This window comes from Paramesorhizobium deserti, assembly GCF_001558695.1.
Taxonomy (GTDB): Bacteria; Pseudomonadota; Alphaproteobacteria; order Rhizobiales; family Rhizobiaceae; genus Paramesorhizobium; species Paramesorhizobium deserti.
The window spans coordinates 498,022-514,346 of record NZ_LNTU01000012.1; the positions used below are offsets into that span (position 1 = coordinate 498,022).

Genomic DNA, 16,325 nt, shown 5'->3' on the forward strand with positions numbered 1-16,325 from the left:
TTTCAATGTGATAGAAATATCTTAACGAAGCCGCCGAATCATCGGCCACAATCGCGCCACGATTGCCGTGACGCACACCACGGTCGCCTGTGGAACACCTCCGCGGTGGCGACTGCAAGAACCTCGCCAGCGCCGACAATTCCTGCACGATTTCCCAACAGGCCAGTCTTAAGAAATTGTGCAGCCGACTTCGGCTACAATCACGCAACCGGAACAGGAAAACCGCATCCGATGGGCTTTTACGACAATCTCTTCAGCGCCTTCGTCACGCTGCTCGTGACCATCGACCCGCCGGGGCTCGCACCGCTGTTCCTGGCGCTGACGACCGGCATGGATCGGCAGGAACGCGGCCAGGTGGCGATGCGCTCCAGCATTATCGCATTCGGCGTGCTGACGCTCTTCGCCGTCGCCGGCGCGCAGATCCTCGGCGTGTTCGGCATCACCATCGGCGCCTTCCGCGTCGCCGGCGGCCTCCTGCTCTTCTGGATCGCGTTCGAGATGATTTTCGAGCGTCGCCAGGAGCGGCATGAAAAAAGCGCGAAGGTGGCGATCACCCGCGACCATATCCGCAATATCGCGGCCTTTCCGCTGGCAATTCCGCTGATCGCCGGCCCCGGCGCGATTTCGGCGACGATCCTGCTCGGCGGCTCGTTCTACGATACGGCGTCGCGGCTGGTGCTGATCCTGATCATCCTCGCCTGTATCGTGCTTTCCTATCTGGTGTTCCTGCTCGCCGAACGGGTCGACGGCTTCCTCGGCGAAACCGGCCGCTCCATCCTGACAAGGCTCCTCGGCGTCATCCTAGCGGCGCTGGCGGTGCAGTTTGTGGCGGATGGCGTCAAGGCGCTGGTGGCGGGGTGAGTGTGGCACGATCGCTACGTACCCATTTCAATCCTTCTGTGTCGCCAGATATCCCCCTCACCGCACCACTATTCCGTCGCGGGTGACAGCAGGGTTCCTGCCGCCTTGCCGTGGATCCTCGGGTCAAGCCCGAGGATGACGGCTGTAGGATGATGCGGCAATGCCAACATCACAAGCGTGGCGGCCGACTGATTTGCAGATGGCTGGCGATACGCCGAAGGTTAGCGGCACCCTCCCTCCCACCGTCATCCTCGGGCTTGACCCGAGGATCCACGGCAAGGCGGCACTAACCCCCTACGCCAAATGTCGGCGCGTTCCAGCAAGCCGGATCTTCAACATGGGGCTGATGGTCCAATGCGAGATGAATCGAAGCTGCGATCCGCCGCCTCAGAACGGGATCTCATCATCCAGGTCGCGGGAGAAACCACCGCCGCCGCCCTGCGACGGGCTGGAGCGGCCGAAATCCGAACTGTTGTCAGAATAATCGGACATCTGGTTGCCGCGTCCGCCGCTCTCGAAACGGCCGCCGCCAGCGCCTTCACCGCGGGAATCGAGCATCTGCAATTCGCCACGGAACTTCTGCAGCACGATTTCCGTCGTATACCGGTCATTGCCGGTCTGGTCCTGCCATTTGCGGGTCTGCAGCGAGCCCTCGATGTAAACCTTGGCGCCCTTCTTCAGATATTGCTCGGCGACCTTTGCCAGATTGTCGTTGAAGATGACGACGCTGTGCCACTCGGTCTTTTCCTTGCGCTCGCCGGTCTGCTTGTCGCGCCAGGTTTCGGAGGTGGCGATGCGCAGATTGACCACCGGATCGCCGGAGTTCAGGCGCCGGATCTCCGGATCCGCCCCGAGATTGCCGACCAGAATGACCTTGTTGACGCTACCTGCCATGAAACCTACTCCAATTACCGTGTTGCCGACACCATACAGGAGCGAGGCACTTGAGTGCCAACCGTATGGAAATTAGCCGGAACTATCCACAAGAGTTATCGTTCTCTTTTTGTTCTAGTTAAAACCACCTGAATTGCAAGCAGAATATCGTGTTCTCCGACGGATATAACGGGATTTCCGGCAAAAGTCGCACGATTTTCCGCAGAACAACCGCACGAAATAGCCCCGCCGCTCTCTGTCTCTGGCGCGCGGGGCTCGATTTTGGGGATCACCCTTCTTGCCGGTAGTGATTCACCGACAGGCTCTGAAGGAAACGTCTCGCATTCCGTTTCCCTTGCATGAAATAGATTTTCGGCAATCGGCTCGCGCCGCGTCACGGATGGCGCAGGCTCACCGGTTGTGGCTCCGTCTCAGGACGAAGCCTCGGGGCAACTATCAGGCGGACTCATCTCCTCTTCCTCCTGTCAGTCTGCGTTGCGAACGGCCGCCCGACACATTCCTCAATGATTGCTCGTCCATACAATCATCAATCGTTGCCTGCGACCGACAGGAAAATACTGCTCTTGTCAGGAGGCTTCGTCAACGATCTTGTCATCACATTTCGCATGGCTTATCTGAACGAACGGTTGTTCGATGTTTGTTCCGGTGCTAATAAAGCTCTATCTTCTGAGTGGAAGCCGCCGGTTTCATTCGGGGAGACGATTTCACCAAGACGCCATGTGCGAATGGCATATGGGCGTTGCGATAATTACATCTCATGCATGATTTCGGGAGGAACGCCTCTCCGGCCTTCCGGATCGTGCCTCAATGCATGGTGGCGCTGGTCTTGCAGGACCGGATGCTGCGGTTGATTTTCGCGGATGACAGGATGGCAGGGCGCGAATGAGCGATCAGAAATATATCTCCATACGCGGTGCGCGCGAACACAATCTGAAGAATGTCGATCTCGACCTGCCCCGCGACAAGCTCATCGTCATGACGGGCCTGTCCGGTTCCGGCAAGTCGTCGCTCGCCTTCGACACGATCTATGCCGAGGGACAGCGCCGCTATGTCGAGAGCCTTTCGGCCTATGCGCGCCAGTTCCTGGAAATGATGCAGAAGCCCGATGTCGACCAGATCGACGGGCTTTCCCCCGCCATCTCCATCGAGCAGAAGACGACGAGCCGCAATCCGCGCTCGACGGTCGGCACTGTCACCGAGATCTACGACTATATGCGCCTGCTCTTCGCGCGCGTCGGCGTGCCTTATTCGCCGGCGACCGGGCTGCCGATCGAGAGCCAGACGGTGAGCCAGATGGTGGATCGGGTGATGGCGCTTGAGGAAGGCACAAGGCTCTACATCACCGCGCCGATGGTGCGCGGGCGCAAGGGCGAATATAAGAAAGAGCTGGCCGAGCTGCAGAAAAAGGGCTTCCAGCGCGTCAAGGTGGACGGCACCTTCTACGAGATCGGCGAGGTGCCGGCGCTCGACAAGAAATACAAGCACGATATCGACGTGGTGGTTGACCGCGTGGTGGTGCGGCCCGATCTCGCCTCGCGTCTGGCCGACAGCCTGGAAACCTGCCTGCGGCTCGCTGATGGGCTGGCGATCGCCGAATTTGCCGACAAGCCGCTTCCGGCTGGCGAGACGGCGAGCGAATCCGCCAACAAATCGAAGAACGAGACGCATGAGCGGCTGCTCTTCTCAGAAAAATTCGCCTGTCCTGTCTCGGGTTTCACGATTTCGGAGATCGAGCCGCGGCTGTTCTCCTTCAACAATCCCTTCGGCGCTTGCCCGACCTGCGACGGTCTCGGCACGCAGCAGGCGATCGACCCCAATCTGATCATCCCGGACGAGAGCGTGACGTTGCGCGAGGGCGCCATCGCGCCATGGGCGCGGTCGTCGTCGCCCTATTACAACCAGACGCTGGAAGCGCTGGGGGCGACCTACGGCTTCAAGATCGGCGACCGCTGGCGCGACCTGTCGGAAGAGGCGCAGCGCGCCATCCTGCACGGCACCGGCGCGAAGGAAATCACCTTCGCCTATGACGACGGCCTGCGCTCCTACAAGACCACCAAGACCTTCGAGGGCGTGATCCCCAATCTGGAGCGGCGCTGGAAGGAAACTGACTCGGCATGGTCGCGCGAGGAGATCGAGCGCTTCATGTCCTCGACGCCCTGCCCCGCCTGCAACGGCTACCGGCTGAAACCCGAGGCGCTCGCCGTCAAGATCGGCGGGCTGCATATCGGCCAGATCACGGAAATGTCGATCCGCAAGGCGGATGCGTGGTATCGCGACATCGACGCGACGTTCAACGAGAAGCATCGGGAAATCGCGGCGCGCATTCTCAAGGAAATCCGCGAGCGCCTGCGCTTTCTCAATGATGTCGGCCTCGATTACCTGACGCTTTCGCGCAATTCCGGCACGCTCTCGGGCGGCGAGAGCCAGCGCATCCGGCTTGCCTCGCAGATCGGCTCAGGCCTGACCGGCGTTCTCTATGTCCTGGACGAACCGTCCATCGGCCTGCATCAGCGCGACAATGCGCGGCTTCTCGATACGCTGCGCCATCTGCGCGACCTCGGCAACACGGTCATCGTTGTCGAGCATGACGAGGATGCGATCCTGACGGCGGACTATGTGGTCGACATCGGCCCGGCTGCCGGCATTCATGGCGGGCAGATCATCGCCGAGGGCACGCCCGACGAAGTCATGGCCAGCCCGAAATCGCTGACCGGGCAATATCTCTCGGGCGCGATGGAAGTCGCTGTTCCGGGTGAGCGGCGACCGATCTCCAAATCGAAGCGCATCAAGGTGGTCGGCGCGCGCGGCAATAATCTGAAGAACGTCTCGGCCGAAATCCCGCTCGGCACCTTTACCGCCGTAACAGGCGTTTCGGGCGGCGGCAAGTCGACCTTCCTGATCGAGACGCTGTTCAAGGCGGCCTCGCGCCGCATCATGGGTTCGCGCGAGCACCCGGCCGAGCACGACCGGATCGACGGGCTGGAATATCTCGACAAGGTGATCGACATCGACCAGTCGCCGATCGGGCGCACGCCGCGCTCGAACCCGGCCACCTATACCGGTGCATTCACGCCGATCCGCGACTGGTTCGCCGGCCTGCCGGAGGCAAAGGCGCGCGGCTACCAGCCGGGGCGCTTCTCCTTCAACGTCAAGGGCGGACGCTGCGAGGCCTGCCAAGGCGACGGCGTCATCAAGATCGAGATGCACTTCCTGCCGGATGTCTACGTGACCTGCGACGTTTGCCACGGCAAGCGCTACAATCGCGAAACGCTGGAGGTGCTGTTCAAGGGCAAGTCGATCGCCGACGTGCTCGACATGACGGTGGAGGAAGGCGCTGAGTTCTTCTCTGCCGTTCCCGCCGTGCGCGACAAGCTGGAAACGCTCAACAAGGTTGGCCTCGGCTATATCAAGGTCGGCCAGCAGGCGACGACGCTTTCAGGCGGCGAGGCCCAGCGCGTCAAGCTTGCCAAGGAACTGTCGCGCCGTGCGACCGGCCGCACGCTCTATATCCTCGACGAGCCGACAACCGGCCTGCATTTCCACGACGTGGCCAAACTTCTTGAAGTGCTGCATGAGCTGGTCGAACAGGGCAACACGGTTGTCGTCATCGAGCACAACCTCGAAGTGATCAAGACCGCCGACTGGGTGATCGACCTCGGTCCCGAGGGCGGGGATGGCGGCGGCGAGATCGTCGCCGTCGGCAGGCCGGAGGATATCGTGAAGGAGCCGCGTTCCTATACCGGGCAGTTCCTGAGAGAGCTCCTGGAGCGGCGGCCGAAGCGCAAGGCGGAAGCAGCGGAATAGCCCGCTCTCCTATCGTCATCCTCGGGCTTGACCCGAGGATCCACGGCGGAGGGGACACTGACAGTTGCGTCGCACCGACGCAATCCAGCGTGGGATATCCGGCGGAGGATTCATAATCCCATTGCGGATGATAGTATCGTTTATGCCTCCTTGCCGTGGATCCTCGGGTCAAGCCCGAGGATGACGATGATAGAAGATGCTCTTACAACAGAAAGGCGGTCGGCATGACAAAAGCAGGCACGATCCGAGCAGGCATCGGCGGCTGGATTTTCGAACCTTGGGAGGGGACGTTCTATCCGGACGACCTGCCCAAGAAGCGGCAGCTTGAATATGCCAGCCGGCAGCTCACGACAATCGAGATCAATGGCACCTATTACGGTTCGCAGAAGCCGGCAACCTTCGCCAAATGGGCTGCCGAGGTACCGGAGGGCTTCGTCTTCTCGCTGAAAGGCAACCGCTTCGTCACCAACCGCCGGGTGCTGGCGGAAGCGGGGGAATCGATCGAGCGCTTCGTGACGCAGGGCATCACGGAGCTCGGTCCCCATCTCGGGCCGATCCTCTGGCAGTTCGCGCCGACGAAGAAGTTCGATCCGGAGGATTTCGAGGCGTTCCTCAAGCTTCTGCCGGAGAAGCAGGATGGGCTGAAGCTGCGCCACACCGTCGAGGTCCGCCATCCCTCATTCGCGGTGCCGGAATTTATCGCGCTCGCCCGCAAGCATGGCGTGGCGATCACCTATGCCGAGCATTTCGAATATCCTGAAATCGCCGACATCACCGCCGATTTCGTCTATGCCAGGCTGCAGAAGGGCAAGGACGAGATCGAGACCGGCTATCCCGCGGAGGCGCTCGAGACTCAAGCTTCACATGCGCGGCTCTGGGCCGAGGGCGGCAGCCCGGACGATCTGTCCTATGCCGATCCGGAGAATAAAGCGCCGAAGGAACCGCGCGACGTGTTCGTCTATTTCATCCACGAGGGCAAGGTGCGGGCGCCGAATGCGGCGCGAGCGCTGATGGAGCGGGTTGATACTGCTGGTTGAGGTCGCGCACGAAGTTTCTCTGTAATTGATTCAAAGGATGAGATTAAACCATTGTTTTACGGGTAATTTCTTACCTGTTGTGTTGGTGGAAATGTTGAGGCATGGGTCCCAGTGACAAGCACTGGGATCCAATGCCCCTCCACGGCGCGGGCATAAATTCTCCAACACCTCCGGCAGCATCTCGGGCAGATCTTCCGCGATAAGACCCGGACCGAACCGCTTCGCCGCATTCGCGTGGAGCCATACGGCGGCCGTTGCGGCTTCGAACGCCGGCATGCCCTGTGCCAACAAACCGGCGACCATGCCGGCCAGCACGTCGCCCGAACCGGCGGTTGCCAGTAGCGGGGTGCCGTTGGTGTTGATCGCCGCCCGGCCATCGGGCGCGGCAATCACCGTATCCGGCCCCTTGTAGATGACGATCGCATTGGCGCGCTTTGATGCAGCCCTCGCCTTCTCCAGCTTCGAAAGTGTCCGATCCGCTCCGATCGAACCGAACAGGCGATGGAACTCGCCCTCATGCGGAGTCAGCACCAGCGCACCGGATGCTTTTCCGGTTGCGCCGAATAATTCATCCGGATTGTCTTCGAACGCGGTCAAGCCGTCGGCGTCCAGTACCAGCCCGTTGAAGCCCTCCCCGGTCCGGCGCTCATCCAGCAGCGCCGGGACGAGTTCGCGAATCCGCGCCGCATTGCCGAAGCCCGGACCGAGCACGGCGGAAAACACCTTGCGGTCCCTGATGAAATCCACGGCATCGGCAACATCTTCCGTCTTTCGCAGCATGATGCTGGTCAGATGCACAGCATGGACGAGCAGTGCAGCCGGCGGCGAGAGCATGGTGACGGCCCCTGCCCCGATGCGCGCCGCCGCCCTTGCGGAAAGCCTTGCTGCGCCTGTCGCCGTCGCTCCGCCGGAAAAGACCACCGCATGCCCGCGCCGGTATTTGTGCGTATCGTCCGACAGGCGCGGGAATGCCGCCTGCCAGAGATCGGGTGTATTCTCAAAGCATCGCGGCGCAATTCTGTCGAGCACGTCTTCCCTGATGCCGATATCGGTCACCAGTATCTCGCCACAGAGATCCCGGCCCGGCAGCAGGACATGGCCAGGTTTCTTGCGGAAGAAAGTGATGCTCAACGTGGCTTCGAAGGCCGCTCCCAACACGCCGCCGCTCGCGCCGGAAACGCCGCTCGGCAGATCGACGGCCACCGCCGGCAGGCCACTCGCATTGACCGCCTCGATGATTGATTTCTCGATGCCTTCGATCGGGCGCGCCAGACCGGCGCCATAGAAGGCGTCGACAATGAGGTCGCAATCCTCGATGGTGAAATCCTCAAGGGGGCGAACCAGGCCCCGATAATCGGCCTCGGCCAGAAAGGCGTCGCTCCCCTCGCGGGGCGCATGGCTGCGGAAACAGGTCACCGCCAGTCCGGCTTCGCCGAGAAGCTGTGCGACGACATAGCCATCTCCGCCATTGTTTCCCGGACCGCAGAGAACGGCGATGCGGCCGGCATCCGGAAAACGCTTGAGAACGGCGCGGGCGATCGAAGCACCGGCGTTTTTCATCAAGGCGTAGCCGTCGCACGGGCCTGCCGCGATGGTCAGCCTGTCCGCCTCTCCCATTTCCTCCGGTGTCAGAAGCTCATGCATGCGTTCTTGCCTTTTGTTGCCGATGCCGCCGAGATGAGCGGCAGTAATGATCATTAATTATGCATTTTGCACATTATTTGCCCATTTTGACGCTATCCTCCGCTCCAGGACATGCTTAAGGACCGGAAGTGTCCCCGGCGGCATGGCGCATTTCTACCCGTTTTTCGGCTCCGGCACAGAGAAATCGCCATACCCGGAAAATCTTCCTGACTTGGCATGGTTCGTGCTTACAACAGGGCGAAACGGGCGCGAGGTCCGTTTCCTTAAGGGAAAGCGGAGTCCGTTCTCTGATGAAAAAGATCGAAGCCATCATCAAACCATTCAAGCTCGATGAAGTGAAGGAAGCACTTCAGGAAGTCGGGCTTCAGGGCATCACGGTCACCGAAGCCAAGGGCTTCGGGCGGCAAAAAGGCCATACGGAACTTTATCGCGGGGCTGAATATGTCGTGGACTTCCTGCCGAAGGTGAAGGTGGAAGTCGTCCTGGGCGACGAATCCGTCGAACAGGCAATCGAAGCCATCCGCAAAGCCGCGCAGACCGGCCGGATCGGCGACGGAAAGATCTTTGTTTCCAACATTGAAGAAGTCGTCCGCATCCGTACCGGTGAATCCGGTATCGATGCGATCTGACTTGGCCACGCCTCACGCAGACCATCCATCGTCGTGTAATAGGGAAAAACAATATGACGACTGCAAATGACATCCTCAAACAGATCAAGGACAATGACGTAAAGTTCGTTGATCTCCGCTTCACGGATCCGAAGGGCAAGCTGCAACATGTGACGATGGACGTCGGCGTTGTCGACGAAGACATGTTTGCCGACGGCGTGATGTTCGACGGTTCCTCGATCGCCGGCTGGAAGGCCATCAACGAATCCGACATGGTGCTGATGCCCGATGTCGAGACCGCCCATATCGATCCGTTCTTCGCTCAGTCGACGATGGTCGTGATGTGCGACATCCTCGATCCGATCTCCGGCGAGGCCTATAACCGCGATCCGCGCGGCACGGCCAAGAAGGCAGAGGCATACCTCAAGTCGCTCGGCATCGGCGACACCATCTTCGTCGGCCCGGAAGCCGAGTTCTTCGTCTTCGACGACGTCAAATACAAGGCCGATCCGTACAATACCGGCTTCAAGCTCGACTCGACCGAACTGCCGTCGAATGACGACACCGACTACGAGACGGGCAATCTCGGCCACCGTCCGCGCATCAAGGGCGGCTACTTCCCGGTTCCGCCGGTCGACAGCGCCCAGGACATGCGTTCGGAAATGCTCACCGTGCTGACCGAAATGGGCGTGACGGTCGAAAAGCACCACCACGAAGTGGCGGCCGCGCAGCACGAACTCGGCCTGAAATTCGACACGCTGGTGCGCAACGCCGACAAGATGCAGATCTACAAGTATGTCGTGCATCAGGTGGCCAATGCCTATGGCAAGACGGCGACCTTCATGCCGAAGCCGGTGTTCGGCGACAACGGCTCGGGCATGCACGTGCACATGTCGATCTGGAAGGACGGCAAGCCGACCTTCGCCGGAAACGAGTATGCCGGCCTTTCCGAAGCCTGCCTGTTTTTCATCGGCGGCATCATCAAACATGCCAAGGCGATCAACGCCTTCACCAACCCGTCGACCAACGCCTACAAGCGTCTGGTCCCGGGCTATGAGGCGCCGGTGCTGCTCGCCTATTCCGCGCGCAACCGCTCGGCTTCCTGCCGCATTCCGTTCGGCACCTCGCCGAAGTCGAAGCGCGTCGAGATCCGCTTCCCCGATCCGTCGGCGAACCCCTATCTCGGCTTCGCCGCCCTGCTGATGGCCGGCCTCGACGGCATCAAGAACAAGATCCATCCGGGCCAGGCCATGGACAAGGATCTCTACGACCTGCCGGCGAAGGAGCTGAAGAAGATCCCGACCGTCTGCGGCTCATTGCGTGAAGCGCTGCAGAGCCTCGACAAGGATCGCGGCTTCCTGAAGGCCGGCGGCGTGTTCGACGACGACCAGATCGACGCCTTCATCGAGCTGAAGATGGCCGAGACGCTGCGTTACGAAACGACGCCGCATCCGGTCGAATACGACATGTACTACTCGGTCTGATCACGGCCGGCCCTGCGAAAAGAAAACCCCGGCTTTTGCCGGGGTTTTTGTTTGGGTGCTTCCCATCTCCTGGAGAAAGGCGTTTTCCGCCTCTGGCATTTTAATTCTTATCCCGGGAAATCGAGCCTGTTGTGATTTCTTCGGGTGTTGTGGAAATCAGCTCCTCGTCATCCAGAGACTTACCGGGATGCGCTGCTCTAACCAGCAGCACAATCGCGATGGACAACGCCAGATAAATGGAGAGACGCGACATCGGACAATTCCTCCTTCACGTCGACCAAAACCGAGATCTATCTTCGGAAAAGACGACGCACAGATTCAATAACTTACAACACGTCCTTTGTGCGCTCCTGAAAGACGCACGGAATGCGCCTGCAAGTTATACGGCTCCGATATCAGCAACTAAAACGGGCAAAATATGGACGTTACGATGATCTGGTTGCGGCAAACATCGCGGCGGCCGCCATCATCTCTTCCTCGCGATGGTCGCGCAGCGCCTTGGCCTCCGCGTCCTCGCCCCAGTGCTCGATGGTCCAGTCCTCGTCGAGATGGGCGAGCTTCCAGCCTTCCTTCACACTGATCTCGCCCTTGGCGATGGCGAGCGCCAAGATGGCGGAGCCGGTCAAAGTGGTCATGGTGTGGAGCGCGGCGAGCGCGACCGGTTCGCGGATGGCCGATATGTGAACGCCGAAGGCGGCAATCGCCTCGCGCGGTTGGGCGACATGCATCACCCCTTCGGCCAGGATGAAATGTGCACCGAGCGCGGACGACGCCCAGTCGATCAGCGGATCCCAGCGATCGGTCTGCCGCCGGACGAGAGCCTCCGGCCCCTCCGCCCGGTAGAACAGCATGTCGGAGGCGGCGAAGCGCAGCAGATCCTCCGCCACTGCCTGGGGCTCCTCCGCGACACCGTCGATCGCCGTGTTGGCCAGACGGGTCGCCGGCATGCGGGCGGGGTCGATGACATCCTTCTGGTCTGCAAATTCATCGGCAACGATCTGCGCCGCGGCGGCGGTCGGCAGGATAAGCGCGCGCCGTCCGGGCGTGCGCACCGGCTTGCCATCGAGATGGACGCTGTAGCCGCTCTCGCCTTCGGCCACGGTGACGGTCTCATAGAATTTTTTCGGCAGTGGCGTCTTCATCTGCTTCATATCAGGCATCGAGCAATTCACTTCTTCCAAGCAGCGTCAGCAGGTCGGCAGGCGCATCGAGCACATGGTCCGCTCCGCTCGCATGCAATGCCTCCGGCGTATGATAGCCCCATGAGACCCCCACGGCCGTCGCGCCGGCCGCCCGCGCCATCTCCATATCGTAGATGGCATCGCCGACGACAAGGGCCTCAGCCGGATCGAAGCCCGTTTCAGCGCAGGCTTCCAGCACCATGGCCGGATGCGGCTTCGAGGGGCAATCGTCGGCGGTGCGCACGACGAAGAAATGTTTGCCCAGGCCATGCGTCTCCAGAACCCGGCGGACGCCGCGCCGCGACTTGCCGGTGACCATGCCGATAATGATATCGTCGCGGCGTCCAAGATCGGCGATGAGTTGAGGAATACCGGGGAAGACCGGTTCGGCAAAATCGGGCTCATCTCGCATCATGATGAAATGATCCTTGTAGCGCTGCGCCAGCCTCTGAACACCCTCATCGATCTCGCATTTCAAGAGCCTGGCGATCGCATGATCGAGCGAGAGGCCTATGATCGAGCGAGTGTCCGCTTCTTGAAGCTCGGCCAGGCCGGCCTCGGCAAAGGTGCGCGCCATGCAGCGGTGGATGACGCCGGCGCTGTCGACCAGCGTGCCGTCGCAATCGAAGAGGACGAGTTTCATCAATCCGCCTCCGCCAGCGCCTCGTCGAAACCGAGAAGGTTCCAGCTTTGCACCATATGCGGCGGCAGCGGCGCGGTCACATCGATGATGCCGCCGCCGGGATTGGGAATGCGGATGCGGCGGGCATGGAGATGCAGGCGCTTCTGCAGACCGCCGGGAAATTCCCAGTTCTGGTCGGCCTCGAAATATTTGGGATCGCCGATGATGGGGTGGCTGATATGGGCGGCGTGGACGCGCAATTGGTGGGTGCGTCCGGTATAGGGCTCCATCTCCAGCCAGGCGAGGTTGCGGCCGGCCGTCTCGACGACGCGGTAATAGGAAACTGCGTGATCGGAATCCGGCTCGCCATGCTCGCACACGCGCATCCTGTCGCCATCGGGCGTCGCCTCCTTGACGAGCCAGGTGGAAATCTTGTCCTCGCGCTTGCGCGGCACGCCTTTCACCAGCGCCCAATAGGTCTTCTTGGTATCGCGCTCGCGGAAGGCGGCGGTGAGCGCCTGGGCGGCGCCGCGCGTCTTTGCGACAACCAGTACGCCTGACGTATCCCGGTCGAGACGATGCACCAGCCGGGGCTTCTCGCCCTTCTTGTTGCGCCAGGCCTCCAGCATGGCGTCGACATGGCGCGAGACGCCCGATCCGCCCTGCACAGCCAATCCGGCAGGTTTGTTGAAGACATAAACCTTGGGATCTTCATAAAGCAGCATCTGGGCCAGAACGTCGGCATCGCCCTGGTTGCGGATGGTGCGGCCGGTCAGCGGCCCGGCGGATTTCTCGTCGACGCCCAACGGCGGAACGCGGATGGTCTGGCCGGGCTGGACGCGGGTATCGGCCTTGGCGCGGCCGCCGTCGACACGGACCTGGCCCGAGCGCAGCAGCTTCTGGAGATGGCCGAAGCCGAGACCGGGATAATGCACCTTGAACCAGCGGTCGAGCCGCATGCCCGCCTCGCCCGCATCAACCGTTTTTTGTTCTACACCCGCCATATTTCCTTAACCCAGTTCTGAATTGGCCTGCTCTACCATCAGCCGGCTTCTCATGCGAGCCACAATTCGCAGGTGCACACTGGAACGCATGCCGCCTTCGAAAAACGCCCAAGCTTATCAAAGCGAAGGCGCGTATCCTCACGCGATATAAAAAACATTGACGTAACGTGTCATCCAGATGCAAAAAGCTCTTTGATCACGGCCAGTTACAGGCCGTTGCAAATTATGGTTTCAATAGTCACGGAACCGCCACTACCTGACTGCATGGGTTATTGCGGCGCACGCACCACGCACTATCTAGCTGGCGTCTGAAATGTCTCGAACCCTTGGAGTGGCAAATTGTCCTTGCTGAGCATTTACTGGAGATCACTGCGATATCTGGGAGCCGACAAGTGGTCAACCATCCTTCTATGCGCGGCGAATATCGTGCTGGCGGGTGTAACCGTTGCTGAACCCGTTCTGTTCGGCCGGGTGATCGATTCCATCTCCGACAAGGGCGCGACCCTGCCGACGCTGGCGATGTGGGCGGGTCTCGGCGTGTTCAACGTCGTCGCTGTCGTGCTGGTGGCGCGCGGAGCGGACAGGCTGGCGCATAAGCTGCGCCTCAGCGTGCTCTCAAGCTCTTTCGAGCGTGTCATCACCATGCCACTCTCCTGGCATCATACGCGCGGCACCTCGAACGCGCTGCATACGCTGTTGCGTGCGACGGAATCGCTCTTCACACTCTGGCTCGAATTTCTGCGCAACCACTTTTCCACCGTGGTGGGGCTCGCCATTCTCGTGCCGACCGCGATGCAGATGGATATGCGGCTGTCGCTGGTTCTCGTCATCCTCGGCGTCATCTATGTGATGATCGGCCAGTTGGTGACGCGTAAGACCAAGGGCGGCCAGGCCGCCGTCGAGCGCCACCACCACAAGGTCTTCGAGCATGTCAGCGATTCGATCAGCAATGTCGCCGTGCTGCAAAGTTACAATCGCATCAGCGAGGAAGCCAAGTCGCTGCAGCAATTTGCTGACCGCCTTCTTCAGGCGCAGAACCCGGTTCTCAACTGGTGGGCGCTGGCGAGCGGTCTGAACCGCATGGCCTCCACCATTTCCATGGTCATCGTCCTGCTTCTCGGCGCCTATCTCGTCGCCAAGGGCGAGTTGCGCGTCGGCCAGGTGGTCGCCTTCATCGGCTTCGCACAGCTGATGATCGGCCGTCTCGACCAGATCAGCAATTTCGTCAACCAGACGGTGACGGCGCGCGCCAAGCTGGAAGAATTCTTCCAGATGGAGGATTCGACCGCCGAACGCCAGGAGCCGGCTTCCGCCCGCTCGCTCGATCATGTCGAGGGCAATATCATCTTCGACAACGTGACCTACGAGTTCGCCAATTCCGGCCAGGGCGTCTATGACGTTTCCTTCGAGGCGAAGGCCGGCCAGACTGTGGCGATCGTCGGTCCGACGGGCGCCGGCAAGACGACGCTGATCAATCTCCTGCAGCGCGTCTACGATCCGCAGCATGGTCGTATCCTCATCGACGGCGTGGATACGCGCGAAGTGAGCCGCCATTCGCTGCGTCATGCGATTGCGACCGTCTTCCAGGATGCGGGCATGTTCAACCGCTCGATCGAGGACAATATCCGCATCGGTCGGGCGGACGCCTCCAACGAGGAGGTGCATGCCGCGGCCCGCGCCGCCGCCGCGCACGACTTCATCCTCTCCAAGAGCGCCGGTTACGATACGGTCGTCGGCGAACGCGGATCGCAGCTTTCGGGCGGCGAGAGGCAGCGTCTGGCGATCGCCCGCGCGGTGCTGAAGAACGCGCCTATCCTGGTTCTCGACGAGGCAACGAGCGCGCTCGACGTCGAGACCGAGGCGCAGGTGAAGGATGCGATCGACGAGCTCAGCGACAACCGCACGACCTTCATCATCGCTCACCGTCTGTCGACCGTGCGCAATGCCGATCTCGTCCTGTTCCTCGACAAGGGGCATCTGGTTGAATCAGGCAGGTTCGACGAGCTTGCCAGCCAGAACGGCCGGTTTGCAGCCCTTCTCAGGGCCGGCGGCCTCATCGCCGAGGATGCGGAAAAGGACAAGGGCAACGTCACGCCCTTCCCGCTCAAAGGTGCGGCTGCGTAAACGCCTATCGGCTTGAGATGCGGAAAAGCCCGGCAGCAATGCCGGGCTTTTTGTAAAGATGACAGGTTCATATATCCGCCCAATTGGCTGAACCTATGGGCGCGCATAGCGGCAGCAGGCTCTTGATTTCATTCAGCACAGGCCGTAGTTTCCGCCCATGATGTTCATGTCCACATTCTTCCCGCTGATCTGAACGGCTTCTCAAGCTGTTCCATGAGAGATCAACACGGTCGCGCTTATGCGTGGGCCGCTGCGGAGAATGTTTAAATGCCGAAAATTCAAGACAATGGCCTGACCGCCCGTCAGGTGCAGGATTTCATCGATACCGGTTTCGTCAAAATCGAAAATGCCTTCAGTGCCGACCTTGCAAGGCAATGCAGGGACGAACTTTGGCGCGAGATCGGGCTTTCCCCGGACGAGCCTGAGGGTTGGAGAGACCCGGTCATCCGGGTCGGCTTCATGTCTACCCCGCCCTTCATCGAGGCGGCCAACACGCCGCTTCTGCACAAGGCTTATGATCAGCTCGCTGGCGAGGGGCGCTGGCTTCAGCCCAAGGGCCTTGGCACCTTCCCTATCCGCTTTCCCTCGCCGGACGCTCCCGGCGATGATGGCTGGCATGTGGATATGAGCTTCGGCGACAGCCCCGATTTCATGGAATGGCGCGTCAATGTGAAAAGCAGCGGGCGCGCCTTGCTGATGCTTTTCCTGTTCTCCGACATCGGGACCGATGACGCACCCACGCGGATAAGGAAAGGCTCGCATTTGACCATTGCGCGGGAGCTGCTTCCATTCGGCGAGAGGGGTGCGACGCTCCGGCAGCTATCGGCCGATGGTTACGCCTCGACGGAAGACTGCGCAGTGGAACTGGCGACCGGAGCGGCAGGCTCGGTCTATCTGTGCCATCCATTTCTCGTCCACGCCGCACAGCCGCACCGTGGAAAAGAACCCCGCTTCATGGCGCAGCCACCGCTCTTGCCCAAGGCCGAGTTCGACCCGGCACTACCGCCCTCGCCGGTGCAGATCGCCATTCGACGGGCATGTGGGCTGAAATTTTAAGCCGAT

General features: G+C 60.9%; 12 protein-coding genes and 1 pseudogene. 7 read left to right on the forward strand and 6 right to left on the reverse strand.

The window, feature by feature from the left end; translation table 11 throughout:
• The first annotated feature begins 231 nt into the window (after positions 1-231).
• Entirely contained in the window at positions 232-861 is a 630-nt protein-coding gene (locus ATN84_RS11495) for a MarC family protein (RefSeq protein WP_068881759.1), read from the forward strand.
• A gap of 387 nt (positions 862-1,248) precedes the next feature.
• Here the strand turns inward: ATN84_RS11495 and ATN84_RS11500 are convergent, their stop codons facing one another.
• On the reverse strand, positions 1,249-1,755 hold the full coding sequence (locus tag ATN84_RS11500) for a single-stranded DNA-binding protein (protein WP_068881760.1): 507 nt from the start codon (positions 1,753-1,755) through the stop codon (positions 1,249-1,251).
• A gap of 882 nt (positions 1,756-2,637) precedes the next feature.
• Here ATN84_RS11500 and uvrA point away from each other — a divergent pair.
• Both uvrA and ATN84_RS11510 read left to right on the forward strand, forming a co-directional pair.
• Positions 2,638-5,559, forward strand: a complete 2,922-nt coding sequence (gene uvrA / locus ATN84_RS11505; protein ID WP_068881761.1) for an excinuclease ABC subunit UvrA — start codon at positions 2,638-2,640, stop codon at positions 5,557-5,559.
• Between the two features lie 224 nt (positions 5,560-5,783).
• Positions 5,784-6,596: a DUF72 domain-containing protein gene (locus ATN84_RS11510; RefSeq protein ID WP_068881762.1), complete on the forward strand. Its 813-nt coding sequence runs from the start codon at positions 5,784-5,786 to the stop codon at positions 6,594-6,596.
• Between the two features lie 153 nt (positions 6,597-6,749).
• Here ATN84_RS11510 and ATN84_RS11515 read toward each other — a convergent pair.
• A pseudogene (locus ATN84_RS11515) lies at positions 6,750-8,240 on the reverse strand (NAD(P)H-hydrate dehydratase); the annotation flags it as partial.
• A gap of 290 nt (positions 8,241-8,530) precedes the next feature.
• On the opposite strand from ATN84_RS11515, the gene ATN84_RS11520 reads away from it, so the two are divergent.
• Together ATN84_RS11520 and glnA are read left to right on the forward strand one after the other, a co-directional pair.
• On the forward strand, positions 8,531-8,869 hold the full coding sequence (locus ATN84_RS11520) for a P-II family nitrogen regulator (protein WP_068881763.1): 339 nt from the start codon (positions 8,531-8,533) through the stop codon (positions 8,867-8,869).
• Positions 8,870-8,922: 53 nt separating this feature from the next.
• Positions 8,923-10,332, forward strand: a complete 1,410-nt coding sequence (glnA, locus tag ATN84_RS11525; protein ID WP_068881764.1) for a type I glutamate--ammonia ligase — start codon at positions 8,923-8,925, stop codon at positions 10,330-10,332.
• 100 nt (positions 10,333-10,432) lie between these two features.
• Here glnA and ATN84_RS27240 read toward each other — a convergent pair whose 3' ends face one another.
• The 4 genes from ATN84_RS27240 to ATN84_RS11540 all read right to left on the reverse strand — a co-directional run bounded on the left by ATN84_RS27240 (position 10,433) and on the right by ATN84_RS11540 (position 13,139).
• Entirely contained in the window at positions 10,433-10,585 is a 153-nt protein-coding gene (locus ATN84_RS27240; protein ID WP_161939567.1) for a hypothetical protein, read from the reverse strand.
• Positions 10,586-10,757: 172 nt separating this feature from the next.
• Complete coding sequence (locus tag ATN84_RS11530) at positions 10,758-11,492, reverse strand: ATP12 family chaperone protein (RefSeq protein WP_342027679.1); 735 nt, start codon at positions 11,490-11,492, stop codon at positions 10,758-10,760.
• On the reverse strand, positions 11,485-12,156 hold the full coding sequence (locus ATN84_RS11535) for an HAD-IA family hydrolase (protein WP_068881765.1): 672 nt from the start codon (positions 12,154-12,156) through the stop codon (positions 11,485-11,487). The genes ATN84_RS11530 and ATN84_RS11535 overlap by 8 nt, the downstream gene beginning before the upstream one ends.
• Positions 12,156-13,139, reverse strand: coding sequence for an RluA family pseudouridine synthase (locus ATN84_RS11540; protein ID WP_068881766.1), 984 nt, complete (start codon positions 13,137-13,139; stop codon positions 12,156-12,158). Before ATN84_RS11540 ends, ATN84_RS11535 begins: the two co-directional genes overlap by 1 nt.
• A 339-nt stretch (positions 13,140-13,478) precedes the next feature.
• Between ATN84_RS11540 and ATN84_RS11545 the strand changes: the two genes are divergently transcribed.
• Positions 13,479-15,263, forward strand: a complete 1,785-nt coding sequence (locus ATN84_RS11545) for a glucan ABC transporter ATP-binding protein/ permease (protein WP_068881767.1) — start codon at positions 13,479-13,481, stop codon at positions 15,261-15,263.
• 267 nt (positions 15,264-15,530) lie between these two features.
• Positions 15,531-16,319 carry a phytanoyl-CoA dioxygenase family protein gene (locus tag ATN84_RS11550; RefSeq protein ID WP_068881768.1) on the forward strand — a complete coding sequence of 263 codons (789 nt, stop codon included), beginning with the start codon at positions 15,531-15,533 and terminating at the stop codon, positions 16,317-16,319.
• Positions 16,320-16,325 lie beyond the last annotated feature (6 nt).